We start from the raw sequence: 25,549 nt of genomic DNA, 5'->3' as shown, positions 1-25,549 counted from the left end.
TTCCCTCCTACTTAATTAACGTAAAACTGTGGTCCTTTTCACCTTCAATCCTGACATCACTTTGAATCGAACTTAATTTTTGGCGTAAGTATGAAATATATACCCAAACAATTTCTTCATCGGCATCAGGTTCGTTTTTCCAAACATGGTTGAGAATCTCTTGAACTGTTAATTCTTTATTCTGGTTGAGTAAGAGGTAGTTCATTAATTGGGTTTCTTTATTGTTCAACCTAATTGAATTTTTACTTACTAATTCTTGATCCTCAACATTCAAAGTTACATCCCCATAAGACAACTCTTTAGGGGTAAAGGTATCATCACGTCTTTCTTTGGAACGCAAGCGTGCGAGCAACTCTTTGAGCGAAAAAGGCTTGGTCAAATAATCATCAGCCCCACTATCAAGCCCCGTTACGCGGTCGTCAACTTCAGCCTTGGCCGTGAGCATCAAAATATAGGTCTTGTCACCAGTTTCACGAATTTTTTTCAAGGCAGTAATTCCATCCATCACTGGCATCATGATATCAAGCATGATGATGTCATAGCTATGGCTGCGAGCATGTTCCACTGCTTCTTTTCCATTAGCAACGGGATCAACTTCATAGCCCGCATTGGTTATCGCCGCAACTAAAACACGTTGCAACTGCGGTTCATCTTCAGCGACTAAGATTTTCATAATTAATCCTCTTCTCTAATCAGCTGTCTAATTGTCTGCATACTGACATCACAAGAAGCTAGTTCATCAGCAACGCGTTTTAATTCTTGACTGATCATCTCGGCATTTTTAACTTCATGCTTATATTTCATCTCATGCTCTAAACTAGCCCAAGTGTCCATGGCAATGGTGCGCAATTGGATTTCCACATAGTAATGTCCAGGTGTATTACCGTCAACATCTTCTTGGGGTAATTCCTGGTCCAGAATTAGATGGTAAGAACGGTAGCCATTAGGTTTTACATTGGTAATATAGTCTTTTTTCTTAACAATCGTGGAATTTTCCCACGAACCAATCAGGTCAATCCAGCGATAAATATCATCAATAAAATTGCAGACCACGCGAATACCGACACTATCTTTATTTTCTTTTAAAGCTGAGTGCACTGTTAAGGGCAAGTTTTTGCGTTTACACTTTTCTTCCATGCTAGCCTCAGTTTTAACCCGACCAATTAAGTGTTCATACAAGTGGTCGCCATGCTCTTGAGCGTACTGCTGATTAATTGTACGAAAGTGTTGCATAGTTTGGGCTAACAAATCTTCCAAAATTGGTTGATAATCACCATAAATACTCATAAAAACTCACCTCATTATCCTTATCATACCAAACTAATCTTTCTCTGAGTCTAATTAAGCAAAATTTAGCAAATAAATAAAAAAAGCTAAAAGATTACTAGTCCTTTAGCTCATTGTTTAGGGATTAACTTTAATATCCATTTTTACTGCTTTGGCTATTGTTTGATAAACAGTAGATACTTCAAACATTCTCTTCACAAATGCATCTTGCTGTTCTTGACTCATTTTACTTTCAAAAGTAATGACTAAGTCCATCCTTGCAACATCACTCATCCCATGCTCTAATTTACGAGTATGGGCAGTATTGTTAATTTTAAAATTCTTTATATCCAGTTTGCGGTGAGCAATCAACATTGCTGCAGAAATGGAAAGACAAGAATTGACCGCACCAGTTAAATATTCAACCGGATTTGGTCCTTTACCCTTCCCCTCATCAGCTACAAAACTATAGCGCTGGGTACTATTATCTATCCCCCAGGGCTCGCTACTATATTCCGATTCCACATTATACTCACTCATCTAAAAATCTCCTTTTAAGTCTAATTAACCATATTTTTAGCAAAAAATCACCTAAGAACTTCGTCTTAAGTGATTCTTTGCTATTTCTTTAATAATCCTTGTTGAATTAAGAAGTCTCGTGCTACTTTTGCCGTTGACTTATGTTCAACCTTTACTTCATAATTCATTGTTTGCATCTGCTCAGTCGTAATTTTACCTGCTAGTTTGTTCAAAGCTTTAACGACTTTTGGATTTTTTTTGGCAAATTTATTCGTCATTAGTGGTGCTCCTTGATATGGCGGGAAGAACTTCAAATCATCTTGGAGCAAGACTAGTTTTTGCTGCTTAATTTCTGGATCAGTGGTAAAGCTATCAACCAAGTTAGACTTACCTTGAGCAATTGCTTGATAACGAATACTTGCATCTGTGCTCTTGATTGTTGCAAAGTCTAACTTATAGATCTTCTTTAGACCAACATAGCCATCATTTTGACTAGCAAAGTCAGTATCAAAAGTTGCATTGACCTTCTTGTTAATTCGCTTCAAGTCGCTAATCTTACTTAATTTATTTTCTTTAGCAAATTTTTCAGTTGTAGCTAAAGCATAGCCATTTTGGTAGGCCATCGGCTCAAGATAAGTCATCTGATATTGCTTATTTAGGTCAGATTTAGCTTCTTGATAAACAGCCTTAGGGTCATTGCCAGTCTTCTTACCCGTTTTGACGATTGTTTGTAACACTGTACCTGTAAATTCAGGATAAATATCAATCTTATCAGTCTTCAAGGCATTAAATAAGAAATTAGTTGTCCCAAAGTTAGGCTTCAAAACTACTTTAGTATGAGGATCATTAGCTTCAATCAGATCCTTATACATATGAATCAAAATATCTGGCTCAGTTCCCATCTTGCCACCAATGACAATCTTCTTAGTTTCAACTTTAGCAGTCTTGGGCTGAATTTGTGGTTCAAGGTAGTGCTGGTAAACACTGCTGCCGCCCCAAACTAGTAATAAGACTGCAACTATGGCCAAGCCGACCTTGGTTCTAGTCTTATTTTTAGAAATAAAGCTCAAGAACCAAGAAAATACCAAGGCTAGTAAGGCTGATAAAATCGCTCCTAGTAAAACTTCGGTGGTATTATCAGAGTTAATCCCTTGATAAATATAAGTACCCAGACCACCACCACCAATTAAGGCTGCCAAAGTCGCTGTTCCGATAATCATAACCAGGGCGATTCTAATTCCTGACAAAATCATCGGAAAAGCAAGCGGCCATTCTAATTTTTGGAATTTCTTCCATTTAGTAAGACCAAAAGCAGTTGCAGCTTCTTTTAAATTATCAGGAATATTAGCTAGTCCTGAATAAGTATTTTGGAAAATTGGCATTAAGGCATACAAGACTAAAGCTATAATTGCAGGGACGGTCCCAATTCCGACAAAGGGCAATAGTAAACCTAGAATTGCCAAACTAGGAATAGTTTGAATGATCCCAGCAATTTGTAAGAAAAAGCCCGCAGCTCTTTTGTGGTTGCGCACTAAAAAGGCAAGCGGAATTGCAATAATCATCGCAATAAATAAAGAGATCAGCGAAATTCTGATGTGAACTAAGGTTGTGGCCCAAATTTGCGCATAATTGTTGGTAATCATGTTCCATAACGATTTAATCATTGTTGGCCACCCTCTTTAATAAAAACTTCCAGACTTGTTTGGGCTCAATCACATAGTCACCAAAGCTAGTTTGGGCTACAAATAATTTATCAGGGTGGTCAGAACAAGCCTTAACCAAGTCTTTGACATCATAAATATGATAATGCGGCAAAGTCTCTGTTTTAGGATAATACTTCCCATCAACCCCAATTTCACTCTTAACTAGAGTCTCTAAATTAAGAGATTGTTTAATTCCATTACCAGCAAAGAAGCTTTTAACAAATTCAGTTGCAGGATGTTGGAGGATTTCACGCGGCTTACCTACTTGCTCTAAGTGACCATCATGGACTACGCCAATTTGGTTACCCATCCTGATTGCTTCATTCATGTCATGCGTTACAAAGATAATCGTAACGTTAAAACGCTGCTGCAATTCTAAGACCAAATCTTGGAGCTGCTTACGCACTACGGGATCAAGGGCTGAAAAAGGTTCATCCATTAAAACTACTTTTGGATTACCAGCTAAGGCACGTCCAATTCCTACTCTTTGAGCTTCGCCACCAGAAAGTTGGTCAGGGTAACGGTCAAGATATATTTCGGGATCAAGTTGTACACCCTTGAGCACTGTCCGTTGCACCTTGTCTCTTTCTTTTTTATTAAAACCTTTTCGTTGCTCTAACGGCAAGGTGATATTCTCACCCACGGTTAAATTTGGAAACAAAGAAGCTGACTGTAAGACATAGCCAGTTTCTTGGCGCAAAGCGCGCAAATTATAATCTTTTATTTTTTGATCGTTATAAATAATTTCACCACTACTTGGTTCAATTAAGCGGTTGAACATTTTGAGTAGCGTTGTCTTGCCACTGCCACTGGGGCCAACTAAGACAAAAATTTCTCCAGCTTTTACAGTGAAAGAAACATCATCTAAAATTAGTCTCTCACCATAATTTTTAGAGATATGTTCATATTTAATCATTATTTGTTTTCCTTAACTTCTGTATTATTATCTAATTCTTTCATAGATTAAGCACGAACACAAGTTTAGCTGTTAGTCTAAGTACTTATGAATATAATCTTCCAAAACGCGAAAGACCCCATTCTCAGAATTTTTAGGCGCTATATAACGCGCTACGCTCTTTGCTTCATCGATACCATTTTCCATCGCATAAGAATACTTAGCTAGCTTCAACATTTGAAGGTCATTACCACCATCACCAAAGGCAATTAAGTCATCCCCGGTTAAGTTAAACTTAGCTAGTAATTCCTTCAGCCCTTCAGCCTTACTTACTCCATAAGCATCAACATCAACAGCAAAATCAGCTGATCCATAGGCAGAAATCACCTTACCATACTTATCGTTAATTGCTTTTTCAATATCAGGAGCATATTTTCCACCACAATTAAAAGTTACTTGGACTAAAGGCTCATCAGGTAAGTCAAGCCAATTATCAAGTTCAGCTACTTCGCCTGCAAAGTAAGCTAAGAATCTCTTTTCTTCCTCGGGAGCATTCTTTAAAACAAAAGCCTTACCCGGTCCAAAGACAAGCGTTGTAACGCCGTGATAAGTACTTTCACCATACTTAATCGTGTCGAGGACCAAGTCGCGCTTAATGGGAGTAATTCCAATTTGTTTGCCTTCGGCAACTAAGCGCGCTCCATTGACCGTTACAAAGTCCATTCGGTCTCTAAAATCGACAAAGTCCTGTTTTAATCGCGCATAGGGACGTCCCGAAGCAACAATGAATTGGATATGCTCTTTTTCAAAAATATCTAAAATTTTGGCGAATTCTTGGTGGTCAAAATCTCTTTTTTCATTTAAAAAGGTTCCATCCATGTCAACAGCGACTGCTTTAAAAGGTAATGTCATTGTTTCTTCCTCCTTCAAATTGCTTACTTATTTATTTAATGCTTTATTTTGGATTCTGTAAACTATTTTGTTAGATGTTTTTGAGAAAGAAAAAGGACGAGTATCTATTACTCATCCTTATTTTGCCAAGATAATTTTAATATTTTGATAAACGTAACTTCTAGATTTTTTATTTATTAAGATTATAGCTACACAAATTAATGGAATAACATTAATAATTCCTAGCCCTACTATTATGTTGCTTTTAGTATTTAGCAAGATTCCACTATATCCCAAAGGATTTAATGAAGAGCTTAAAATGTCGGCAAATATATGTAACAATATTATTAACCACAATTTACCACTATACAGAAAAATTACAGCTAAAATACATCCAAATCCAAAGGTATGCAAAATTTGTGTTAATACACTATTAAGAGTTGCTCCAGGCGCAGAAAAGTTAAGAATATGGAGTAGTGAAAAAATTGCTGAGCTAAGTAAAATTGCCTCCAATGCTTGTCTTTTTCTTTTGGTAAAGCTAATTAACAATGTTAATAAAAAAATGTATCTCGCACTTTCTTCCATAATTGCTGCCCTAAACGCAATAAAGATTAATTCCCAAATATTTTTTATTTCGATTGAATTAGTAAGATCAATTATCCACAAATTCCAGTTCCATAATGCTTGTTCCCAATTTGCTGCTCCCGTAATAAAAACACTAAAGCAAATAACCCAAATAGCAACTAACACTAACACTACTAACAAGGAATAGTAGAAAATGCTTGCCTGGTTCATCTTTAAATTAAAGTAAAATCTATAACCCCATCCTTTAATGACTAAAATAGCATATTCAAGAAAAAGTATTGCTAAAAGTAAATTACTATTATTTACTCCCATAATAAATTGATTAGCAACTACGTCTAATGATGGAGCTAAAAATAGATTAAATATTAACCAAACAGAAGTTAATAACTCCCATATTGGTTTTTTGATACTACCATAATCACGTACCATTACTGGAACCAATATCACTAGTATGCCAATAAAGTATAAAATATATAAACCTAATTCAAATTTTGTAAATCTCTTAAGCAATAGATTTAGAAGAATAGTATAAAGATTTAAAAATATATAAGGTAACGCCAATATATTAAAAATATGAGATATTAGATTACTACTTCGATAAATAAATAAAAGCGCTATTATTAAAAATGCTGTATACAGTAAAACCTGGAAGTTATGCTGAAAAATAAACAAAACCAGCGACAATGGTATTGCAAAAATAAGCTCACCAATAAGTAGCTTAGTAGGACCTAATTTTTTCATCTTTACATCCTCCATTAATAATAAATTTATTTTTTAATATAAAACTAATTTGTTGTTCTTTCAAGCTATTATTAAAAATAAGGAAAATGAATAAACAAAAAAAAGAGAAATTCTTATGAATTTCTCTTTTTTAATGGTGATCAATCGCTTCATTAAGACGCTTATGATAAATCAAGTAAACAATTATCATCAGTGGGATTTCAACTAATAACACAATGTAGAAATAGCGGTGGGGAATCTTTGCGGCTAAGACCCCACCAAGCATTGGACCAAAAGCCATCGCAATATCCATTCCCAAATAAAATGTTGCTGTCGCAATTCCCTGCTCATCCATGGGAGCAAGTAATAAAGCTGTTGACTGCAAAACTGAATAAATTACTCCATACCCAACTGATAATGCTAAGGCAGCTAGTGACATAATCCAGTCATTAAACATATAAGAAGCAGCAATTAAAAAGATTACCATGGCGATTACGCTGATCCAGAACCACTTGCCAAAGCGCACAGTATCAAAATATTTTTTTAGAACTGTTCTGATAATTAACAAGGCAATAGCATAAATAATAAAGAATGATCCGACCGAAATATTCAAATGACGGTAGGTAGCATACATCACAATATCTGCTTGGGTAATAAAATATGGTACCGCAAACAGCATAATTAAAATTCCCACTGGTAAGGCATTTACCTGGATAATTTTAAACTTCTTGTGCACTTTCTTATCAGGAGTAATCACTGGCTTACCTTTATTACCTACAAAAGGCAACATAATAATCATTAAAAGTGCGGCTAAAGCGGCTAAGGCTAGTGACCAGCGATAACCAATTACTTTATAAAGATTAATGGCAGCAGCTGGTGCAACCGCCATGGCTAAGGCGTTCATCAAGCCATAAAAGCCCATTGCTTGACCAACATTTTTACGCGGCACTAAAACTGAAAGCCAAGTTGCCATACAAACAGTGGCCAACACAAATCCTAGTCCATTAACTAGTCTAAAAACTAACAGCCAAGCACCAGAAGGTGAAAAACAATATCCTGCTACCCCAATAAAAATCAAAATACCACCAATAAACGACAATTGATATTTTGAAAAACGATCAGTTAAATTACCAGCAACTGGTCGTAAAAACATCGAAATGATACTCATCATCCCGGTGATTACCCCGGCAAAAATCGTACTTGCCCCTAAATCAAGGGCAAAACCATTAATTAGCGGGGTCACAAACATTACAGAAAACATAAAGAAAAACGAGGCTGCCATTACCAGCACCACGTCTTTCGTATAGATTGATTTAGATTTCTTCAAATCTGATCTCTCCTATTTGATAATTTAATTAAGTTCGCGACTCTTTTTTCCTTCTTGGTAAGAATAATAAATCCAAGCAATAATTCCAAAAGCAACGGGACCAATAGCAGTCCAGAATGAAGTCATATAATCATGAGTAAATAATGGCTCAATACAAGTAAAGACAATTCCGATTGCGACTACAAGCCATACAACTACAGTAATCGTCCAGACCTTCTTCATCCCAGTCACAAAAACAAAGGGACGATCTAAATCTTGCTTCATTTTAAAGAATGGAAAAGCACCAATTAAGAATAAGTAAGGTGCAGATGAAGACACGTTCATCATATCCATTAAGATAGTATAGAATTGACCAGCTGCATTACCACCAAATGAAATAAATAAGATAATGACGCTCACAATAGCAGCTTGAAGCCACATCGCATGTTCCGGCATATTATGCTTGTTCAACTTCACTAATTTTTTAGGTAAAAGCTTAGGATCACAACCTTCAATAAATGATTTGATTGGTGAATAAACCATTAAGAAAGCTGCAGAAATCCCTGCTAAAACGTCTGCAATACCCGCAAATCTTGAAAAGACAATACCCAATGTAACGCTGGCGCTATGCGATAAACCAAGACCGTGGCCCATGACCAATCCTAAGTTATTGATTAAAACATATTCAACATTGGCCAAATCAACCCTCTTACTTGATAAGGCATTACTGCTACCCCACACATTAAAATGTTAAACACGTAAAGTGCAGTCATCAAAATCATCGCAATGATTAAAGCTTTAGGATAAGTTTTTTCTGGCTTATCGACTGAATCAATCACACCTGATGAAGTTTCCAAACCACCATAAGCAAATAAAGCATAAACAATAAATGAAATAACGGCAATTGGACTTTGAAATGCAGGGTTTGGTGAATGAACCAAATTAGTTGTAGTTAAAGGTTCAGCTAATTGTCCTTTATTAATGAAAAAAACAATTAAAGAAACCAACATAAAACCAATCGCAATGGCTAAGGTGAAAACACCACCGACATTACTTACAGTAGCAATTTTATCAACACCCTTTGCAGCACAAAAAGTAACTACAATTAAGAAGATAACTTCCAGTACACCCAATAACTGAGTTGAACTTAAAATATGGCCTAAATGCCAACTTTGAGTAGTATCATGACCAAAAATCGCTGTTGACAATGATACTAAGAAGAACTGCGTAGATGACACTAGCCATACTACCCAAGCAGCCAGCCAAATAAATGTTCCAATAAAAGCTGTCTTTTCACTAACAGATCCTCGCAGCCAAGAAAAGATTCCTCCTTTAGCTCCCTTAAAAGTTGCCCCGTATTCGGCAAACATCAAAGCTGATGGGATAAAGAACAGCACTGCAGTTAAGATATACCACAAGATACTGGCGTAACCCATTTGATAATAAGCTGTCAATGAATTGCTGAATCCAAAGATAGCTGAGAAAATCATCAAGACTAAAGCACCCGTCTTTAGCTTGACGTCCTTTTTCTGATTCATAAAAAATATAACTCTCCTTTTTTAACACACTCCTTCTATTATGGTCCTTATTGGCCTCGTTTTCAAAAATTTTATTAAATGAATACAAGTCAAAAAGATTAAAATTGTAGGTATTTATTAAAAAGCTATTATTCAAAATCAATTAAAAGAAGTGTTTCAAACTTTGTTGCAAACTTTCTATCATCTCTAATGATAAAGTCTCTTGAAGCGGTCCGCTGACGCTGACAGATGGATCGATTGTCCTAAGATGCTGAAGTAAAATTGTCCCTCTTATTTTATTTCCAACAATTGATTTAAACAATGGAGACACCTGGTATTTTTCTTCATTTAAGTATTTTGATGAAGATGAGATTGGTAAAACCATGACAGTATTAAAAATTCTATTATAGTTATCATTACTAACTATCACACATGGTCTTGTTTTCTTTTCTTCAACTCCGCGACTAGGCTCTAAATTAAAATAATAAATTTCACCTTGTTTAAACATTAATCAATAATTTCCTTTGCAACATCATTTCCCCAGTCAATTTCAGGAGTATTAATCGTACCGTATTTTTCTTGTTGTTCTTTGACTAATTGCCAAAAATTATCTTTTTTGGATTTTTCAATTGTGACTTTACCTTGCTCAATATTAAACAGAATTTTTTCATGTTTTTCATTGATACCTAACTGTTCTCTAACAGCTTTTGGAATCGTAATTTGATTTTTACTTGTTATCTTAGCTTCAATTTGCATATTCTCTCATCTCCTTATTTATATTTTACCTTACTTTGTAAGGCAAAAACTATTAAGTGAATCTGAAAATTTTGTTGTATAATACATAAAAATATTACTCTGGTTTAATAAAGGAGAGAATTGAAATGCGTGTTAATGTCCTGCAACATACACCTAACGAGGGTCCAGGAGCAATTAAAAGTTGGGCTGATGAACAACAAGCTGAATTTTATGTTTATCATCCCGAAACTTTCGGCAAATTACCTAAAGCTTCTGAAACTGACCTATTAGTCATCTTAGGTGGTCCGATGAGTCCTAATGATAACTTACCGTGGATTGCCCAGGAACGAGAATTAATTAAAGAACTTTTAGCTCAAAATAAACCTATTTTTGGTGCTTGCTTTGGTGCGCAACAAATTGCCAAAAGCCTGGGTTATAAAATTTCAGATGCACCCGCAAAAGAAGTTGGTTGGGCTCCGGTTTATTTAAAAGATCATACTATTGCCGGCATCCCTGACAAAATGGATGTTTTGCACTGGCACGAGCAAATGTTTGAAATTCCTGATGAAGCCAAGCTCCTATTTTCAAGTGATTTGGTTAAAAATCAAGGTTTTCTCTTAGGTGATAATGTTGTCGGCCTCCAATTCCACTTCGAACCCGAAGAAGATAATTTACGCGAAATCGCGATTAATGATAGTGACTATCCGGCCAATAACAACGCCTTACACCAAACCGCTAGTGAAATCATTAAACATGGTGTACCTCAGGAAAATAAACAAATAATCTATCATATTTTGAATTTTATTACTAAAGAAAACTAAAAAATAACCTCATAATTTATCCTTAAACAAGATAATTATGAGGTTATTTTCTTTATTATTGAGCTAATTAGTAGTTAATGTACATTTTTCTTTCCCAATCGGAAACTGATTGGTTATATTGTGCCCATTCATATTCTTTAGATTCAATAAAGCTGTGAGTTAAGTGGTCACCTAGTGTCTCTTCCATTAACTTATCTTCTTTGAAAGCTTTAATTGCATTGTGAAGAGTTGACGGAAGTGGTTTAATACCACGTTTAGCTCTTTCTTCTTCACTCATTTCAAATACATTTGAAGTGATTGGCTCCATTGGCATCTTTTCTTGCTTGATGCCATCTAAACCAGCTTTTAAGACTGCCGCTAAAAGTAGGTATGGGTTAGCCATTGGATCGGCTGAACGCATTTCTAAACGAGTACCAATTTCATCAGCATCAGGAATACGAACAAGTGGTGAACGGTTCTTAGTTGCCCATGAAATATATACAGGTGCTTCAAAACCAGGAATTAAGCGCTTATATGAGTTAACAGTTGGATTAGCAATTGCTGTAATTGCACGTGCATGTTCTAAAATACCATTTAAGAAGTAAAGAGCAGTCTTTGATAAGTGGTATTCACCATCTTTATCATAAAAGACATTCTTACCATCTTTGAAGAGTGACATGTTAGTGTGCATTCCGTTACCAGCTGCACCTTCGAGTGGCTTAGCCATAAAGGTAGCAACTAAACCATGCTTTCTAGCAATAGTTCTAACTACCATCTTAAAAGTTTGAACACGGTCAGCAGTAGTTAAAGCATCATCAAACTTAAAGTCAATTTCTTGTTGACCTTCCCCAACTTCGTGGTGAGCAGCTTCAACTTCAAAATCAATCTTTTCTAAAGTTTCGACGATGTCACGACGGCATCTTGCACCTTCATCATCAGAAGTCATATCAAAGTATGAAGCATGGTCTGGCACTTCAGTAGTCCATTCACCATTTTCACCCATCTTGAATAGGTGGAATTCTGCTTCAAAACCAATATCAAAGGTTGAAAAGCCCATAGCTTTCATTTCTTTGATGACACGCTTCAAATTATTACGGGGATCTCCTTCAAAAGGTTCACCGTTAGTCTTATACACATCACAGATTAAACGACCGATCTTAGCATCTTCAGTATCCCAAGGTAAAATCATCCAAGTTGAAAGATCTGGATGTAAAACCATGTCACTTTCTTCGATTCTCACGAATCCTTCAATTGAAGAACCATCAAAACGAATATCATTCTTCAAAACTTTATCTAATTGACTAGTTGGAACTTCGACACTCTTAGTAGTTCCATTTACGTCGGTAAAAGCTAGGCGTAAAAAACGGACATCATTATCTTCGACGCTCTTTCTAATATCATCAGCACTAATATTTTTACTCATTGTACACACCTATTCTAAAGGACTAGAATTGGTATAGTCCTTAAATTATTTATTTTTCCTTGTGCTAAGCACATTTACACCATAGCAAAAGAAATTGGTCTCGTCAATTGATATTAAAATTTAATTAGCTTTAGCTAATATATTTTCTTAATTATTCAGTTAAAAATTCATTTACTCTCTTATAAATCTTCTCCTGATAATCAGGATCGTTTAAGGGATCGAACCACTCAACTGGTAACTGATGTTTAAAATAAGTTAACTGTCTTTTTGCATATTTACGTGAAGCCTGTTTTAATTTAGCCACTGCATCACTTAAACCCTGCTCTCCTTCAAAATATGGAAATAATTCTTTATAGCCAATTGCTTGAATTGCTTGCTTTTCTTGTTTGCGGTGGTCGTAAACAAACTTTGCTTCATCAAGTAAACCTGCTGCCAGCATCTTATCTACCCGGTGATTAATCCGGTTGTAAACGAGCTGCCGGTCACTATTTAAGCCAATAATTAAAGCGTTATAACGTCGTTCAATATGCTGTTGCTGGGCACTAAATAACTTGCCCGTACGCGAAATAACAGTCAGCGCCCGTAAGGTGCGGCGAGAATTTTGGACGGCTATTTTTTGGGCAGCAACGGGATCTTTTTGGTTTAACTCATCCCATAACTTTTGCGGACCCCATTTTGCCAAAAATTCTTCCCACTCACTTGCAACACTATCCTTATATTCTCCAGGTTCACCCAGCTGCATTTTATTAATTAAGGCATTGATATAAAATCCTGTCCCTCCAACCACAATCGGCAAGTGATGATTAGTCGTAATTTCTTTAATGGCGTCATTTGCACCTGCCACAAAATCTTTGACCGAATAGGAGTCAAAAATTGATTTTTCATCTACGAGATAATGCTTAACTTGTGCCTGGTCTGCTTTGGAAGGCTTAGCTGTTCCAATTGCCACTTCTTGATAAATCTGCATCGAGTCACCAGAAATAATCTGACCATCAAATGCTTGGGCTAATTTTAAGCCAAAATCGCTTTTTCCCACGGCAGTGGGCCCGACAATAACAATTATTTTTTGCATTTTATTCCTACTTCTTTGCTTAATTTACTTCAATTTTAACAAACTATCTTTGTGAAAAATTATTATCTTTTTACTATTCATAATTCTTTATTTCAATCTAACTTACTGCTAGAATGAGAGTGTAAAGAAAAATAACATTTAGGAGGCATAATTATGGCAAAAAGATTTGGCGCAGGTTTAGCAACTGGTATCTTAGCAAGTGTTGGTGCAATTGCCGCAGGTGCATTTACTTACAAGAAGAAGGTACTTGATCCTGAAATTGAACAAGAAAACAAGATTGAAGAAAATAGAATTAAGGCTAACCGTAAGAGCCACGTTTCTCACCAAGCCTAATTTATTCATATAAATAATAAAAGCTGCAAGTAAAAACTTGCAGCTTTTTATATTGCCTAATATTTAGAAGCTTTGGTTTGGCCCTGCCATTTTTCAAATGGGTCTTCTAACCAATAAACTTTTTGGTAACCATTTTTCTTTAAGATCTTAGCTGCTCGCAAGGTTGCAGCTTGAGAATCAGAATAAAGATAAACGGGTAAATCCGGTCTAATTTCTGAGAATTGATATTTAAACATCGTTAAAGGAATATTGCGGGCACCCAAGATATGTTTTTTCTTAAAAGACTTCTTTTCCCGGACATCAATTATCTGTGCTTTGCGTTTGCCAGCTTCGAATTCCTCTTGGCTAAGGCGACCACTAACACTTTTGGCTTGCAGCTTTTGCCAAAGCCAAGATAGTGCAATAGCCACAATCCCGATAATTAAAACAGTGTTAATGATTACAAAAATATTGTTCATAGACAGGCATTACTCCTCTTTTTAAATCTTATTATTATCATAAGCTATTCTACGCTTTTGTGCCACTTTCTTTTTTGAGCTCGTATTCATATTCATGGCGCAAGATTAGCTTAGCTTGCATGTACTCTTTTTCCGTTATAACGCCACGATGATGCAAATTATCCAATTCCATCCCCATGAGCTCGATATCCCACTTACGTTTGCCAACATGGACCAAAATATTAAAGCGTTCTAAAAGTTGTTGGACATCATATAAAGTTTTCATTAGTACTTAATCACCATTCCTGAACGCAAACTCCAAACTGTATATAAAATCAGAATAACTAGCGCAATTACCCGCATTTTCGGTTTAAAATTTTGTAAGTCCTTATTACCAATCAAGATGCAGAGAAAGAACCCAGTCACTAAACCTCCGATATGACCCAAAATATCAATATCTTTGATAAAAAGATCTAAACCAAGGTTAATCACCGCTAAAGCAATTGACATTTTACCTAGTTGAGCCATGAAGTCAACATTACGATTACGAACATATAAAGTAATTACTGCTCCCAGTAAACCAAACAAGGCTGTGGAAGCCCCGGCGGCAATACTATAATCGTTGCCAGCAGCGAAACCTAATAAGTTACCACCAACCCCCGATAAGAGGTAAATGCCCAAAAAGCGCCAAGATCCAATAATCGGTTCCAAATATTGGCCCAGATAATAGATCATCACAGCATTTGAAGCTAAATGAAGCCAGCCAATATGCAAGAATTGTGCCGTAAATAAGCGCCAGAATTGATGGTGTGAAGCTACTGCTAGGTTATTCATTGCCCCTAATTTCATTAACACAGCAGCACGAGTTGATCCTCCCATCACTGTTTCAATTAGATACATTACAACCAAAACAGTCAAGATGGCGATAGTCATATAAGGTAAGGGTAAGCGATTATCTCTTGTTTCCATGATTTTCAATCCTCATTAGCTAAGATAAGATGTTTTAAATTAATATCAAAAGACTCCACTGGCCACAAGGCTTCTGGTACAACTTGTTTACTATTAACTAAAGCCACAGTCTCCAGATCGTGCTGGGCTAAATAGCGGTCATAATAGCCTCCACCAAAGCCCAACCTTTCATTATTATTTAAACTAAAAGCAAGACCAGGCACAACCATTAAATCAATTTGTGAAGAAACCTTAACATTTTCGTTCCAATTTTCAAAAACACCAAATTTACTCTTAGTTAACTTGGTTCCTGGTTCGTATAAGGTAAATTCCATCTGCCGGTGGGGCAAAACTCGCGGAATATATACTTCTTTACCCATTTGCCACAAACTCTTAATCATTGGTGCCGTATCTACTTCTAATGGCATTGAAAAAGTAATAGCAACTTTTTGTGCTCTACTCATTAACTGGGATTGTAATAATTTTTTAGCTAAAATTTGGTCTTCAGCTTTTTTAGCCGGTAGCTTTGCAAATTGAGTTAAGCTTTCAATTTGCTCTTTACGAAATGTTTTTTTATCTTTCATCTGGTCTCCAATAAATAAAAAAACAACAGGCCAACCTGTTGTTTTAATTACTTAGTTTCGCGGTGAAGTGTTGCCTTTCTTTCAACTGGGCAATACTTCTTCAATTCTAAACGTTCTGGGTGCTTACGCTTATTCTTTTCAGATAAGTAACTTCTGTCACCACATTCGGTACATTCAAGAATAATATGATCTGCCATCTTTTCCACCACCTATTTGTTTTTATATTGACTGTTAAACTATACCATTATTTAAGTATAATTTCCAGTCTTTTTCTATTTGTATAATTCAGAATAATCTTCAACCATTGCTTTAGCAACTTGGAGGGTAAAAGTACCTTCCTTATTAGGATCTAATCCTGGGAAAACAACCGCAATGGCAATTTTAGGGTCAGATTCAGGCGCATAACCTACAAACGTTGCATTGATTATTTCTGGCGCATTTGGATTACCAGGATGGTCAGGATCATAGTAGAAAGTTTCAGCAGTACCAGTTTTTCCGGCAATTCTTGGTTTAACGCTATTCAATGCATGCGCTGTTCCCCATGAGTTACTACCGTGAACAACACGATCAAAACCATCACGAACCACATCTAATTCATCCTTAGTCCATGGAATTCGCATTTGGACTTGCGGTTTCTTATTGTAAACAACTGATACTTTTTGACCATCCGAACTGGTTTTACCCACTGATTGCACCACGTAAGGCTGCATCCGGTAACCACCATTAGCTATGGTTGACACATATTGCACCATTTGAATTGGCGTATAAGCATCATAGTTACCATAGGCCAAGTCAAGTACAGAACCAGTTAACAAGTTACCCTTTGAGTTAAAGGATGCACCCTTAATTCCGGCTACTTCACCCGGTAAATCAATCCCAGTCTTTTGACCTAAACCGAACATTGAAAAATTATTTCTGAGCGTTTGGAAGGCTGTATCTGGCATTGAGATATATGAATGCGGTACATACTTAGCCTTTACCCATCTAAGCGCCAATTGCATCATATAAATGTTAGATGAAACTTCCAAAGCACTTGGAGCATCTAAAGCTCCGAAAGTCCCAACTGGATAAACAGACTTTTTGACTGGTGAACCTGGTAAGTAAATCGGAGTATCAGGCAAGGTGTTATTAGTTGGGGTAATGATATGATTAATTAAACCACCTGACACGGTTGCCCCTTTAACTGCTGACCCCATTACAAAGGACTGGTTAATTACGCCTAAGGCATTTTCAGTATCCTTACCAGTTTTAGGATTATGACTAATTCCTGCCATCGCTAAAACTGCCCCTGTCTTCGGATTCATTGCTACGGCATAAGCTCCACTTGAATATTGGGTAGCCCCTGCTGCTTCAGCTGACTGATAAACTTGTGTTAGAGCCTTTTGCACCTCTTGTTGATACTTGGCATTAATCGTCAAAACTAAACTAGAGCCACTTTCACCCTTATAGACAGTTTTAGTTTGTTCAATTTGACCATTATCTTTGGAAGTAACTTCTGATTGACCCTTGGTTCCCTTTAATAAAGGTTCATATTCTTCTTCCAAATAAGAAGTTCCGACACGGTCATTTCTTGAGTAACCTTGGCTCAAATAATACTGTAAATTATCACTTGGTAAACCAGATTTTTCTGATGATACCGAACCAATAATACTTTGAATCGATTTTCCATTAGGGTAATCACGGGCCCAATCAGTACCAATACCGACACCAGGAAGATCAGATAGGTGCTCACCCACAGTTGCTAATTCCTTATCAGTTAAATGATTATTCTTGATATAAATTGTAGATAAGGTATAAGCTCCTGAAATCTTGTTAAAAATTAAGGCTGCAGTCTTCTGTCTTTTAGTAAATTTAGGATTTTCTTTTTCAAGCTCTTTTAAAGTGTTCTCGTAAACTACACTTGATTCTAATTGATCACCATTGCTGGCATACTTGGCTGATCTTGGAAGCTTGGCTTCAACGCGTTTATTATTAGCCTCATTAGCTAAATAATAATCATAAAGCTGGCGTTTTGTTGGCTTTTCATTAGTAATACTGATATAACGGCTCAATTTATTAGAAATTGAATAAATTTGAGCCGTTGTAACGGTGCTGCTCTTAGTATAAGTAATGGCGTTATTGGCCTTATTACCAACTAAGATTTTACCAGTAGAATCGTACATTACCCCACGGGGAACATTGGTAGTAACAACCTTTGAATCTGTTTTTTGAACTTCGGTATTAAAGCGTCCACCATAAATAATTTGTAAGTAAATTAATTGACCAATCAAAAGCAAGAACAACACTAGAATGATACCTAGGATAATATTCATTCTCAAAGCAGTTGAAGGTCCACTATTTTTTTGGTTTTTATGTTTTCGTTTAAAAATATTAAAATTCAATTTGCAACCTCTCTCAACTAGCTTTGATTTTAGCAAAAATTAGCTTAGATTACTATTTTCACTAGGATAATTTAATAATATTTAATTCTTTCTCAGACCGCAAGCAAGAAAAAAGACCAGGAAGTAAATTCCTGGTCTTTTAAGCGTGATAGTTACTTACTAGTAACATCATCAATTGTTACATCAAAACTACCACCTGGGGTGTTAATTGTAACAGTTTCACCCTTCTTCTTACCAATTAAAGCCTTGGCAATTGGTGAATCATTAGAAATCTTACCACTCAATGGATCTGATTCATCAGAACCAACAATAGTATAAGTTTCTGGATCATCAGTACCTACTTCGGTGTAGGTCACAGTTTTACCAATTGAAACTTCGTTAGGATCAACACTGTCCGCATTAACAACTTGTGCATACTTAAGCATTTGTTCAATTTGAGCAATTCTTTGTTCAACTGCACTTTGTTCATCCTTAGCAGCATCGTATTCAGAGTTTTCAGAAAGGTCACCATAAGAACGAGCAACCTTAATTCTTTCAATAACTTCTGGACGCTTAACTAATTTTAAATCTCTTAATTCTTTTTCAAGCTTTTCCTTACCTTCTTCGGTCATCGGATATACTTTTTGTGCCATCGCGATTTAACTCCTCACTTTTTTCTTGTTGCAAAACAAATAGTATGGTTATTTACCCTAATTGTCAACTCTTACTGTCCGAAACTTGCATTATTTGCTTCATGCTCATCCAAAGTGTGGGAGAACTTAACTTCTCCGGTCTTAAGGTTGGCTACGAAGTACAAGTAATCTTCATCTCGATCAAGTGGGTTCAAGACTGCACTAATTGAGTTCAAACTTGGATTGTTAAATGGTCCTGGCCCATAACCCTTGTGGACGTACAAGTTATATGGTGATTTGACCTTAACATCCTTAAGTGACAGTGAGTGCTTGTGCTTGTTCAAAGCATACATTACAGAAATATCTGATTGCAATGGCATACCAGCATCCAAACGGTTAAAGAAGACACCAGCAATCTTACGACGGTCAGTATCCTTAACCCCTTCACGTTCAACTAAGGAAGCCAAAGTCAAGACTTCTTGGACAGTCAAGTGCTTCTTCTTAATTGCGCTATAGTATGGTGTTAAGACTTCGTTTTCTTTTTCAACCATCTGAGTTACAAGTTCATCTAGACTTGCCCCCTGGTAAACATCATATTTAGCTGGGAATAAGTAACCTTCCAAATGATAGCGGACATTATTTTTCTTCATTGAAGAAGATAGTAATTGTGGGTAACGCTTCTCTAAACTCTTTAAGAACTTCTCATTCTTCATCAAAGCCAAGAAGTCCTTCTTCGAGTACTTAGTATTTTTGGCAATTGTATTACCAATTTCGTCAATGGTTTGCCCTTCTTTAACCAAAACATGCCCCACAACAGGACGGCCACCGCCACCTTGAAGTTGACTCACAATTTGACGATTGTTCATTGAAGGAGAAACATAGAAGTCTCCTGCTTGAAAGCCAGCAACTGAATGAGTTTTGAGCCACATCTTAAAAATAGATATATTACGAATTAAGCCATCCTTTTTTAAGATACCAGCAATTTCATCATTCGTTGCTCCTTCAGGAATATGTACACTGACTACATTTTCATCATGCCGGTTAGCAGGCTGGAGGGCATAAACTGTATAAATCCCTCCACCAATTACTAATAAGGCAAGAATGATTCCAACGGCACTTGCCACCCAACGCATTACCTTGTTTGAACCTTCGCGTTGCAAATCATGTTCTCTTTGTTTATCTTGATCTTGCAAATTAACTTTCCTCCAGAAAAAAACTCTAGGAACAGTTTACCAAAATTATCGTACAATAATCTTTAATTTTTCCTTCAGATCAGTTTCGATATTATCCATGGCTTTATTAACAACTTCATCAGTTAAAGTATCTTTTTCATTTAAGAAAGTAAGGCTGTAAGAAATTGACTTCTTACCAGCTTCGATATGACTACCTTCATAAACATCAATCACTTTAACTTCATGTAAGTATTTACCACCAGCAGCTTTAATAACATCTACTACTTCTTGGTTAGTAATTTGTTTATCAAGTAATAATGAAAGGTCACGTTCAATTCCTGGGAATTTTGGTGCTGGCTTAGCTCTCATGCCATCTTTAAGCATTGGAATCAGAGCATCAAGATCTAATTCATAAACATATAATTCACTACCACGTAATGCCTTGTCCTTCATTGTGGTTTCGTGGTCAACCATTCCAATTAAACCAATGTATTGGTCATTTAGATACATGGCAGCTGTGCGCGTTGGATGAAGCCCTGCAACTGCAACTGGTTTATAAATAACTTGCTCTGGATCAATGCCCACGGCAACAAACATATCTTCTAGTTGTCCTTTAACAAAGAAGAAGTCGATCTTTTCATTCTTGTGTTGCCAGTTTTGATCAAAGACATCCCCGCTCATTAAAGCAGCTAGGTGTTCATGTTCATTATATTCATCATTAGCATGGTCGTAAGTACGGCCTTGTTCATAAAAGGCTAATTGCTTTTCTTTGCGGGCCATATTATAGCTAGCTGCATCTACCAAACCAGTAATCAAGTTTTCACGCATGGCACTTCTACTTGAGTTAAGTGGCATTTCTACTTCAACTACTGGTGCAGGATCAAGGGTAAACTTAGCTGCCTTTTCAGGTGAAGTCAATGAATAAGAAATTGCCTCCATTAAACCCTGTCCTTCAGCAATTTGCTTGAAACGTCTAATCTTGGTTTCTTTTTCAGAATAACCACCATGAGTTTCAGCTAGTAAAGGTTGGGTAGATTCTAAGTTATCGTAACCATAAATACGACCCACTTCTTCTACTAAGTCAGCAGGAATGGCAATATCCCAACGGCGATTTGGCACAGTAACAACTAATTCATCACCGTTAATTTCTGTTTCAAAGTTTAGACGATCAAAAATCTTTTTAATTTCACTTGCAGCAAGGTCAGTGCCCAAAACTTTATTAATATAAGAAATAGTGGTCTTAACTACTGCTGGTTTTCTTTGCGCATCTGCTGCTTTAATTTCACCATTAGCAATCGTACCTTCAGCATCATTTCTTAAAAGTAACGCTGCCATATCAAGGGCTTTTTGCGTATTATCCCAGTTAACGCCTTTTTCATAACGACTAGAAGCTTCAGTACGGTTAGCATGGCGTAAGGCTGCTTTTCTGACCAAAGTTGGGTCAAAAATAGCGGATTCCAAAATAACGTCGGTAGTATCGTCTTCAACTTCTGAAGTTTTACCACCCATTACACCAGCCATCATTACTGGCTTTTCACCATCGGTAATTACAATATCGTTTGGATCAAGTTCAACTTCTTTATCATTTAAAAGCGTTAATTTTTCACCTTGCTTAGCTTTTCTTACTTCAAGTTTACCGTTAGCAAAACTCTTAGCATCATAGGCATGCATTGGTTGACCAGTTAAAAGCATGACATAATTAGTTACATCAACTACATTGTTGATTGGACGAATTCCCGCATTCCAAAGACGACGTTGCAGCCAAAGTGGACTTTCACCAATTTTAATATTATTAACTTTTCTTAAATAAAATTTTGGTGCTAATTCTCCATCCACAGTCACAGCTAAAGAATCAGTCCAGTCGTCGCCATCTTCTTTAAGGACGACATCTTCAATGTTAGGCTTTTGGTCAACAATTGCCCCTACTTCGTAAGCTGCCCCTTCCATTGAAAGTGTATCAGCACGGTTAGGCGTAATATCAAAATCTAAAATATAATCATCCATTCCAAGTGCTTCATAAACATCTTCACCTGGTTTAACATCAGCATCTTTAGGAAAGACAAAAATCCCATCAGCATATTTAGCAGGTACAATCTTATCGGCAAAACCGATTTCTTGGAGACCACAAATCATCCCATTAGATTGAACGCCGCGGATCTTACCCTTCTTAATCTTTTCGTTACCAGCAATGCGGGCACCATGTAAGGCAACAATTACATCTTGGTCAGGAGCAACATTTGGTGCACCACAAACAATTTGAATTGGTTCATCTTCACCAACATCTACTAAACACTTATGTAAGTGAGTTCCTTCAATATCTTCACATTCTAGAATATGACCGACAACTAATTTCTTTAAACCTTCAGCAGGATGAGCAACAGTTTCAATTTCAACCCCAGTTCGGGTAATTTTTTCAGCTAAGTCCTTAGGATCAATATCTAGATCAAGAAAATCTTTTAACCAATTATATGAAACGAGCATTATTTTTCCTCCTTACGGAATTGTTTTAAGAAACGAACATCATTGGTGTAGAAATCACGAATATCATCGATACCGTATTTCAAGATAGCTAAACGATCCAAACCCACACCAAAAGCAAAACCACCATAAACTGACGAATCAACACCAGCATTTTCTAAAACATTAGGGTGAACCATACCAGCACCTAAAACTTCAATCCAGCCAGTATATTTACAAATTGGACAACCCTTACCATCACAGTTAAAACATGAGACATCCATTTCCACAGATGGTTCAGTAAATGGGAAGTATGATGGGCGTAATCTAGTTTCACGATCTTGACCAAACATATGCTTGGCAATCATTTCTAACGTACCCTTTAAGTCAGACATCGTAATATTTTTATCAATTACTAGTCCTTCCATTTGTTGGAATTGGTGGGAGTGAGTAGCATCGTCATCATCACGACGATAAACCTTACCTGGCCCCACCATCTTTAAAGGCCCCTTTGAAAAATCATGTTTTTCTAAAACTCTAGCTTGATCACCAGAAGTTTGAGATCTTAATAATCTTTCATCATCAATATAGAAAGTGGCTTGCATATCACGTGCAGGGTGGTCCTTAGGCAAGTTCATCATTTCAAAGACATAGTGGTCAGTTTCCATTTCTGGTCCTTGTACTACTTGATAGCCCATGCCAATAAAGTAACTTTCAAGATCATCTAAAATAATATTAATGGGGTGCTTTGAACCCAAATGAGCCTTACGACCTGGTAGCGTTACATCGATTTTTTCTGCTTCTAACTTTTTAGCAATTACAGCTTGAGCAAACTTTTCTTTAGCATTTTCTAAGGAATTTTGGAACAAGTCACGTAATTGGTTAACTTCTTGTCCCACCTTAGGTCTATTTTCAGGGGCAACATCTTTCATTGAGTGTAAAATTTCGGTTAATTCACCCTTACGTCCCAAAAGTTTGACTCTAATTTCTTCTAATGCCTTTTGATTATCAGCATTTTGAATATTTGTTAATCCTTTTTCTTTGATTTCCTTTAATCGCTCAAATAAATCCATCTTTTTTCCTTTCCAACAAAAAAAGCTTCATCCCTCAAAAGGGACGAAGCTTCGCGGTACCACCCTAGTTTAAACACAAACTAAATAAAAGTGCGTGTTCACACTCTTTTCGTTTAACGGAGAAATACCGGAATTGATTAGATTCTGCTCCTAAGATGAAATTCATGTCTTCCTATTAAGTAGTTCCACCAAATCTACTCTCGCTAAAAATAGAAATTAACATTACTAATCTTGATCATCGCATTTAATGTTTATGTTAGTATCTTAATGCATTTTAGAGAATCTTGCAAACTATATTTAGGCCCACTTATCAGCCCAATCATGTACTTGATCAAAAACAGGTTTTAATTCAACACCCTTTTCAGTCAAACTATAAGAAATAATGCCTGAATTATTATCAACATTACGTTGAACAATATCAAGTTGTTCTAATTCTTTTAAACGTTCAACCAAAACACGATCTGAACATTTATCAATACAGCGTGCTAAATCTTTAAAACGCATCGCATTTGTATCACATAAAGATGAAATAATTAGGCCATTCCACTTCTTGCCAATAATGCCAAAGGCACTAATAAAGTGATCGCAAAGTGCATAATCTTGGGGATCTTTACAACCATTTTTTTCATTTTTAGTTTCTGCAGTCATTAAGCTTCCTCCTAGTAATCGTTGGTTCTTACTTAAGCTAAAATATACTTTAATTATAAGAAATCCACTTACTAAAAACAAGTCCCACTTTTTATTCTCAGAATTTCTAAATAAAGTTAACAGCTAATTTTTCAAATCTTTTATACCAAGCTTTTCTTTTATATTTCTAACTTTAACAGCAAGTTGTAATTTTTGATTTTCTTCTTTATAGGCTTTAGCAAAATTAGCGCTTTGTTTACTTCTTTTAGCAATGTATTCATCAATTTTACTCATAAACAAGTCCCACTTTTGCTAGCTAAAATGATAAATCATAATTCCAGCTGCAACTGCGGCATTTAATGATTCCGCTTGCCCTTTAATTGGAATATAGATTTTTTTATCTGCTAAAGCTACTACTTCTGGGCTTACTCCGTGAGCTTCATTTCCAATTACTAAAGCTAATTGAGGTACCGGCGCACAATTGGCTAATTGCTTAGCGGTTTTATCTAAGACACTAGCATAAATAGGTAATCCATGGGCCTTAAAGTTAGTCAAAGCTTCTAAAATTGGCATTTGAATTACTTGAATATGGAATTGACTTCCCTGCATACTGCGCTGCACTTTAGGATTATAAAGATCTACACTTTCTTTTGATAAAACTACACCATCAAATCCAGCTGCATCAGCCGTTCGAATAATAGTTCCCACATTCCCTGGATCAGTTAAATTATCTAAAACCACCCATTTACCATATTCAAAAGAAAATGACTTCGGTTGATTAATATTTAACACCATAAACACATCTTGGCTATTCTTGGTAGCCGATAAATGCTCAGCGATGACATCATTAATAATAATGACCTTACGATCATCAAGATTAGCAAGCTCTAATAAACGCTCATATGCCTTTTCCGTTGCCAAGAGATAATCATATTGCTGATGGCCTTGTAAAGCTTCTTGCACTAAATGAAAGCCTTCAATCAAATATTTATTTGCTTCATGACGATACTTTTTTTGCAGTAATTTTTTTATTTCTTTAATTTTGGCATTTTTAACAGAATTTATTTCGATCATTTTAACTCTTCTTTCTCTTTCTTCTATTTTAATGTACCTACTAAAAAATTAACATGTTAAAATTTTACTAGAACTTAGTTTTAAGAAAGCCGGCAATACAATGGAAACTAAAAAAATTATTGTTTCAGGTTTAGTTCAAGGAGTTGGCTTTAGATGGGCTACCCAGCTGCTTGCCAAAGACCTCAAAGTTAAAGGAACGGTTAAGAATTTAGCTAATGGTGATGTTGAAATTATTGCGCAAGGTAATTCACTCCAGTTAGCCCATTTTCTGAGCAAAGTTAAGACTAGCCCTACGCCAGCAGGCCGAGTTGATCACGTGGAAGTCGAAGATTTGCCTTCAAGTGATCAATTTCATTCTTTTAACATTATTCACTAGGTTGCTTGAAATTAAGATTACTAGTAAACTTTACTCAATACAAA

The 25,549-nt window shown here is 36.2% G+C and carries 28 protein-coding genes, 1 pseudogene and 1 other annotated feature; of the genes and pseudogenes, 3 read left to right on the top strand and 26 right to left on the bottom strand.

Going from position 1 to position 25,549, the window contains the following annotated elements; genetic code table 11:
* Positions 1–7: 7 nt before the first annotated feature.
* The 11 genes and pseudogenes from FP432_RS00845 to FP432_RS00795 all read right to left on the bottom strand — a co-directional run bounded on the left by FP432_RS00845 (position 8) and on the right by FP432_RS00795 (position 10,158).
* Positions 8–673: a response regulator transcription factor gene (locus FP432_RS00845; protein WP_265488937.1), complete on the bottom strand. Its 666-nt coding sequence runs from the start codon at positions 671–673 to the stop codon at positions 8–10.
* A gap of 2 nt (positions 674–675) precedes the next feature.
* A complete protein-coding gene (locus tag FP432_RS00840; RefSeq protein ID WP_265488936.1) occupies positions 676–1,287 on the bottom strand; it encodes a GTP pyrophosphokinase in 612 nt (203 codons plus the stop codon).
* 117 nt (positions 1,288–1,404) lie between these two features.
* Complete coding sequence (locus FP432_RS00835; protein WP_265488934.1) at positions 1,405–1,806, bottom strand: OsmC family protein; 402 nt, start codon at positions 1,804–1,806, stop codon at positions 1,405–1,407.
* 80 nt (positions 1,807–1,886) lie between these two features.
* Positions 1,887–3,449: an ABC transporter permease/substrate-binding protein gene (locus FP432_RS00830; RefSeq protein WP_265488931.1), complete on the bottom strand. Its 1,563-nt coding sequence runs from the start codon at positions 3,447–3,449 to the stop codon at positions 1,887–1,889.
* The gene (locus FP432_RS00825) at positions 3,442–4,404 is read right to left on the bottom strand and encodes an ABC transporter ATP-binding protein (RefSeq protein ID WP_265488930.1); all 963 of its coding nucleotides are present in this window, start codon (positions 4,402–4,404) and stop codon (positions 3,442–3,444) included. Before FP432_RS00825 ends, FP432_RS00830 begins: the two co-directional genes overlap by 8 nt.
* Positions 4,405–4,476: 72 nt before the next feature.
* Positions 4,477–5,295, bottom strand: a complete 819-nt coding sequence (locus tag FP432_RS00820) for a Cof-type HAD-IIB family hydrolase (RefSeq protein ID WP_265488928.1) — start codon at positions 5,293–5,295, stop codon at positions 4,477–4,479.
* A 117-nt stretch (positions 5,296–5,412) separates the two neighbouring features.
* Positions 5,413–6,600, bottom strand: a complete 1,188-nt coding sequence (locus FP432_RS00815; RefSeq protein ID WP_265488927.1) for a CPBP family intramembrane glutamic endopeptidase — start codon at positions 6,598–6,600, stop codon at positions 5,413–5,415.
* Positions 6,601–6,730: 130 nt separating this feature from the next.
* Positions 6,731–7,906: an MFS transporter gene (locus FP432_RS00810; RefSeq protein ID WP_265488926.1), complete on the bottom strand. Its 1,176-nt coding sequence runs from the start codon at positions 7,904–7,906 to the stop codon at positions 6,731–6,733.
* 24 nt (positions 7,907–7,930) lie between these two features.
* A pseudogene (gene yjeM, locus FP432_RS00805) lies at positions 7,931–9,423 on the bottom strand (glutamate/gamma-aminobutyrate family transporter YjeM).
* Between the two features lie 142 nt (positions 9,424–9,565).
* Positions 9,566–9,910 carry a type II toxin-antitoxin system PemK/MazF family toxin gene (locus FP432_RS00800; RefSeq protein WP_265488925.1) on the bottom strand — a complete coding sequence of 115 codons (345 nt, stop codon included), beginning with the start codon at positions 9,908–9,910 and terminating at the stop codon, positions 9,566–9,568.
* Positions 9,910–10,158: an AbrB/MazE/SpoVT family DNA-binding domain-containing protein gene (locus FP432_RS00795; protein ID WP_265488924.1), complete on the bottom strand. Its 249-nt coding sequence runs from the start codon at positions 10,156–10,158 to the stop codon at positions 9,910–9,912. Before FP432_RS00795 ends, FP432_RS00800 begins: the two co-directional genes overlap by 1 nt.
* Positions 10,159–10,283: 125 nt before the next feature.
* Here FP432_RS00795 and FP432_RS00790 point away from each other — a divergent pair, with 125 nt between their 5' ends.
* Positions 10,284–10,958, top strand: a complete 675-nt coding sequence (locus FP432_RS00790) for a type 1 glutamine amidotransferase (RefSeq protein WP_265488923.1) — start codon at positions 10,284–10,286, stop codon at positions 10,956–10,958.
* 67 nt (positions 10,959–11,025) lie between these two features.
* Here the strand turns inward: FP432_RS00790 and glnA are convergent, their stop codons facing one another.
* Positions 11,026–12,360, bottom strand: a complete 1,335-nt coding sequence (gene glnA / locus FP432_RS00785; protein ID WP_265488922.1) for a type I glutamate--ammonia ligase — start codon at positions 12,358–12,360, stop codon at positions 11,026–11,028.
* 151 nt (positions 12,361–12,511) lie between these two features.
* On the bottom strand, positions 12,512–13,432 hold the full coding sequence (gene miaA / locus FP432_RS00780; protein ID WP_265488921.1) for a tRNA (adenosine(37)-N6)-dimethylallyltransferase MiaA: 921 nt from the start codon (positions 13,430–13,432) through the stop codon (positions 12,512–12,514).
* Between the two features lie 153 nt (positions 13,433–13,585).
* Here miaA and FP432_RS00775 point away from each other — a divergent pair, with 153 nt between their 5' ends.
* Positions 13,586–13,765, top strand: coding sequence for a DUF3042 family protein (locus FP432_RS00775; protein WP_265488919.1), 180 nt, complete (start codon positions 13,586–13,588; stop codon positions 13,763–13,765).
* Between the two features lie 56 nt (positions 13,766–13,821).
* Here FP432_RS00775 and FP432_RS00770 read toward each other — a convergent pair whose 3' ends face one another.
* From FP432_RS00770 to FP432_RS00710, 13 genes are all read right to left on the bottom strand, one after another.
* Complete coding sequence (locus tag FP432_RS00770; RefSeq protein WP_265488918.1) at positions 13,822–14,223, bottom strand: rhodanese-like domain-containing protein; 402 nt, start codon at positions 14,221–14,223, stop codon at positions 13,822–13,824.
* 49 nt (positions 14,224–14,272) lie between these two features.
* Positions 14,273–14,488 carry a YqgQ family protein gene (locus FP432_RS00765; RefSeq protein WP_265488917.1) on the bottom strand — a complete coding sequence of 72 codons (216 nt, stop codon included), beginning with the start codon at positions 14,486–14,488 and terminating at the stop codon, positions 14,273–14,275.
* Positions 14,488–15,171 carry a rhomboid family intramembrane serine protease gene (locus FP432_RS00760; protein ID WP_265488916.1) on the bottom strand — a complete coding sequence of 228 codons (684 nt, stop codon included), beginning with the start codon at positions 15,169–15,171 and terminating at the stop codon, positions 14,488–14,490. The genes FP432_RS00765 and FP432_RS00760 overlap by 1 nt, the downstream gene beginning before the upstream one ends.
* A gap of 5 nt (positions 15,172–15,176) precedes the next feature.
* Entirely contained in the window at positions 15,177–15,734 is a 558-nt protein-coding gene (locus FP432_RS00755) for a 5-formyltetrahydrofolate cyclo-ligase (protein ID WP_265488915.1), read from the bottom strand.
* Between the two features lie 47 nt (positions 15,735–15,781).
* Entirely contained in the window at positions 15,782–15,931 is a 150-nt protein-coding gene (rpmG, locus tag FP432_RS00750) for a 50S ribosomal protein L33 (RefSeq protein WP_117117800.1), read from the bottom strand.
* A 75-nt stretch (positions 15,932–16,006) separates the two neighbouring features.
* On the bottom strand, positions 16,007–18,046 hold the full coding sequence (locus tag FP432_RS00745; protein WP_416202886.1) for a peptidoglycan D,D-transpeptidase FtsI family protein: 2,040 nt from the start codon (positions 18,044–18,046) through the stop codon (positions 16,007–16,009).
* A gap of 221 nt (positions 18,047–18,267) precedes the next feature.
* Positions 18,268–18,747: a transcription elongation factor GreA gene (greA, locus tag FP432_RS00740; protein ID WP_265488914.1), complete on the bottom strand. Its 480-nt coding sequence runs from the start codon at positions 18,745–18,747 to the stop codon at positions 18,268–18,270.
* Between the two features lie 71 nt (positions 18,748–18,818).
* A complete protein-coding gene (gene mltG, locus FP432_RS00735; RefSeq protein ID WP_265488913.1) occupies positions 18,819–19,919 on the bottom strand; it encodes an endolytic transglycosylase MltG in 1,101 nt (366 codons plus the stop codon).
* Positions 19,920–19,964: 45 nt separating this feature from the next.
* Positions 19,965–22,379, bottom strand: coding sequence for a phenylalanine--tRNA ligase subunit beta (gene pheT, locus FP432_RS00730; protein ID WP_265488912.1), 2,415 nt, complete (start codon positions 22,377–22,379; stop codon positions 19,965–19,967).
* Positions 22,379–23,428 (bottom strand): phenylalanine--tRNA ligase subunit alpha, encoded by a 1,050-nt coding sequence (gene pheS, locus FP432_RS00725; protein WP_265488910.1) that lies wholly within the window; start codon positions 23,426–23,428, stop codon positions 22,379–22,381. Before pheS ends, pheT begins: the two co-directional genes overlap by 1 nt.
* A gap of 36 nt (positions 23,429–23,464) precedes the next feature.
* Positions 23,465–23,676, bottom strand: a binding site (T-box leader).
* A gap of 49 nt (positions 23,677–23,725) precedes the next feature.
* A complete protein-coding gene (locus FP432_RS00720; protein ID WP_265488909.1) occupies positions 23,726–24,076 on the bottom strand; it encodes a winged helix-turn-helix transcriptional regulator in 351 nt (116 codons plus the stop codon).
* A gap of 123 nt (positions 24,077–24,199) precedes the next feature.
* Positions 24,200–24,349 carry a hypothetical protein gene (locus FP432_RS00715; protein ID WP_265488908.1) on the bottom strand — a complete coding sequence of 50 codons (150 nt, stop codon included), beginning with the start codon at positions 24,347–24,349 and terminating at the stop codon, positions 24,200–24,202.
* An 18-nt stretch (positions 24,350–24,367) separates the two neighbouring features.
* Entirely contained in the window at positions 24,368–25,129 is a 762-nt protein-coding gene (locus FP432_RS00710) for a TrmH family RNA methyltransferase (RefSeq protein ID WP_265488906.1), read from the bottom strand.
* Positions 25,130–25,229: 100 nt separating this feature from the next.
* On the opposite strand from FP432_RS00710, the gene FP432_RS00705 reads away from it, so the two are divergent.
* A complete protein-coding gene (locus FP432_RS00705; RefSeq protein WP_265488905.1) occupies positions 25,230–25,505 on the top strand; it encodes an acylphosphatase in 276 nt (91 codons plus the stop codon).
* The last annotated feature ends 44 nt before the right edge of the window (positions 25,506–25,549 follow it).

Source organism: Lactobacillus sp. PV034 (assembly GCF_014522305.1).
In the GTDB taxonomy this organism is placed as follows: Bacteria; Bacillota; Bacilli; order Lactobacillales; family Lactobacillaceae; genus Lactobacillus.
Note: the sequence above shows the minus strand (reverse complement) of the source record. Positions and strands in the feature narration are given on the sequence as shown.

Excerpts from the sequence above, each read along its gene's own strand:
- FP432_RS00845 (WP_265488937.1), bottom strand. The coding sequence starts at position 673 with ATGAAAATCTTAGTCGCTGAAGATGAACCGCAGTTGCAACGTGTTTTA.
- FP432_RS00840 (WP_265488936.1), bottom strand. The coding sequence starts at position 1,287 with ATGAGTATTTATGGTGATTATCAACCAATTTTGGAAGATTTGTTAGCC.
- FP432_RS00835 (WP_265488934.1), bottom strand. The coding sequence starts at position 1,806 with ATGAGTGAGTATAATGTGGAATCGGAATATAGTAGCGAGCCCTGGGGG.
- FP432_RS00830 (WP_265488931.1), bottom strand. The coding sequence starts at position 3,449 with ATGATTAAATCGTTATGGAACATGATTACCAACAATTATGCGCAAATT.
- FP432_RS00825 (WP_265488930.1), bottom strand. The coding sequence starts at position 4,404 with ATGATTAAATATGAACATATCTCTAAAAATTATGGTGAGAGACTAATT.
- FP432_RS00820 (WP_265488928.1), bottom strand. The coding sequence starts at position 5,295 with ATGACATTACCTTTTAAAGCAGTCGCTGTTGACATGGATGGAACCTTT.
- FP432_RS00815 (WP_265488927.1), bottom strand. The coding sequence starts at position 6,600 with ATGAAAAAATTAGGTCCTACTAAGCTACTTATTGGTGAGCTTATTTTT.
- FP432_RS00800 (WP_265488925.1), bottom strand. The coding sequence starts at position 9,910 with ATGTTTAAACAAGGTGAAATTTATTATTTTAATTTAGAGCCTAGTCGC.
- FP432_RS00795 (WP_265488924.1), bottom strand. The coding sequence starts at position 10,158 with ATGCAAATTGAAGCTAAGATAACAAGTAAAAATCAAATTACGATTCCA.
- FP432_RS00790 (WP_265488923.1), top strand. The coding sequence starts at position 10,284 with ATGCGTGTTAATGTCCTGCAACATACACCTAACGAGGGTCCAGGAGCA.
- glnA (WP_265488922.1), bottom strand. The coding sequence starts at position 12,360 with ATGAGTAAAAATATTAGTGCTGATGATATTAGAAAGAGCGTCGAAGAT.
- miaA (WP_265488921.1), bottom strand. The coding sequence starts at position 13,432 with ATGCAAAAAATAATTGTTATTGTCGGGCCCACTGCCGTGGGAAAAAGC.
- FP432_RS00775 (WP_265488919.1), top strand. The coding sequence starts at position 13,586 with ATGGCAAAAAGATTTGGCGCAGGTTTAGCAACTGGTATCTTAGCAAGT.
- FP432_RS00770 (WP_265488918.1), bottom strand. The coding sequence starts at position 14,223 with ATGAACAATATTTTTGTAATCATTAACACTGTTTTAATTATCGGGATT.
- FP432_RS00765 (WP_265488917.1), bottom strand. The coding sequence starts at position 14,488 with ATGAAAACTTTATATGATGTCCAACAACTTTTAGAACGCTTTAATATT.
- FP432_RS00760 (WP_265488916.1), bottom strand. The coding sequence starts at position 15,171 with ATGGAAACAAGAGATAATCGCTTACCCTTACCTTATATGACTATCGCC.
- FP432_RS00755 (WP_265488915.1), bottom strand. The coding sequence starts at position 15,734 with ATGAAAGATAAAAAAACATTTCGTAAAGAGCAAATTGAAAGCTTAACT.
- rpmG (WP_117117800.1), bottom strand. The coding sequence starts at position 15,931 with ATGGCAGATCATATTATTCTTGAATGTACCGAATGTGGTGACAGAAGT.
- FP432_RS00745 (WP_416202886.1), bottom strand. The coding sequence starts at position 18,046 with ATGAATATTATCCTAGGTATCATTCTAGTGTTGTTCTTGCTTTTGATT.
- greA (WP_265488914.1), bottom strand. The coding sequence starts at position 18,747 with ATGGCACAAAAAGTATATCCGATGACCGAAGAAGGTAAGGAAAAGCTT.
- pheT (WP_265488912.1), bottom strand. The coding sequence starts at position 22,379 with ATGCTCGTTTCATATAATTGGTTAAAAGATTTTCTTGATCTAGATATT.
- pheS (WP_265488910.1), bottom strand. The coding sequence starts at position 23,428 with ATGGATTTATTTGAGCGATTAAAGGAAATCAAAGAAAAAGGATTAACA.
- FP432_RS00720 (WP_265488909.1), bottom strand. The coding sequence starts at position 24,076 with ATGACTGCAGAAACTAAAAATGAAAAAAATGGTTGTAAAGATCCCCAA.
- FP432_RS00715 (WP_265488908.1), bottom strand. The coding sequence starts at position 24,349 with ATGAGTAAAATTGATGAATACATTGCTAAAAGAAGTAAACAAAGCGCT.
- FP432_RS00710 (WP_265488906.1), bottom strand. The coding sequence starts at position 25,129 with ATGATCGAAATAAATTCTGTTAAAAATGCCAAAATTAAAGAAATAAAA.
- FP432_RS00705 (WP_265488905.1), top strand. The coding sequence starts at position 25,230 with ATGGAAACTAAAAAAATTATTGTTTCAGGTTTAGTTCAAGGAGTTGGC.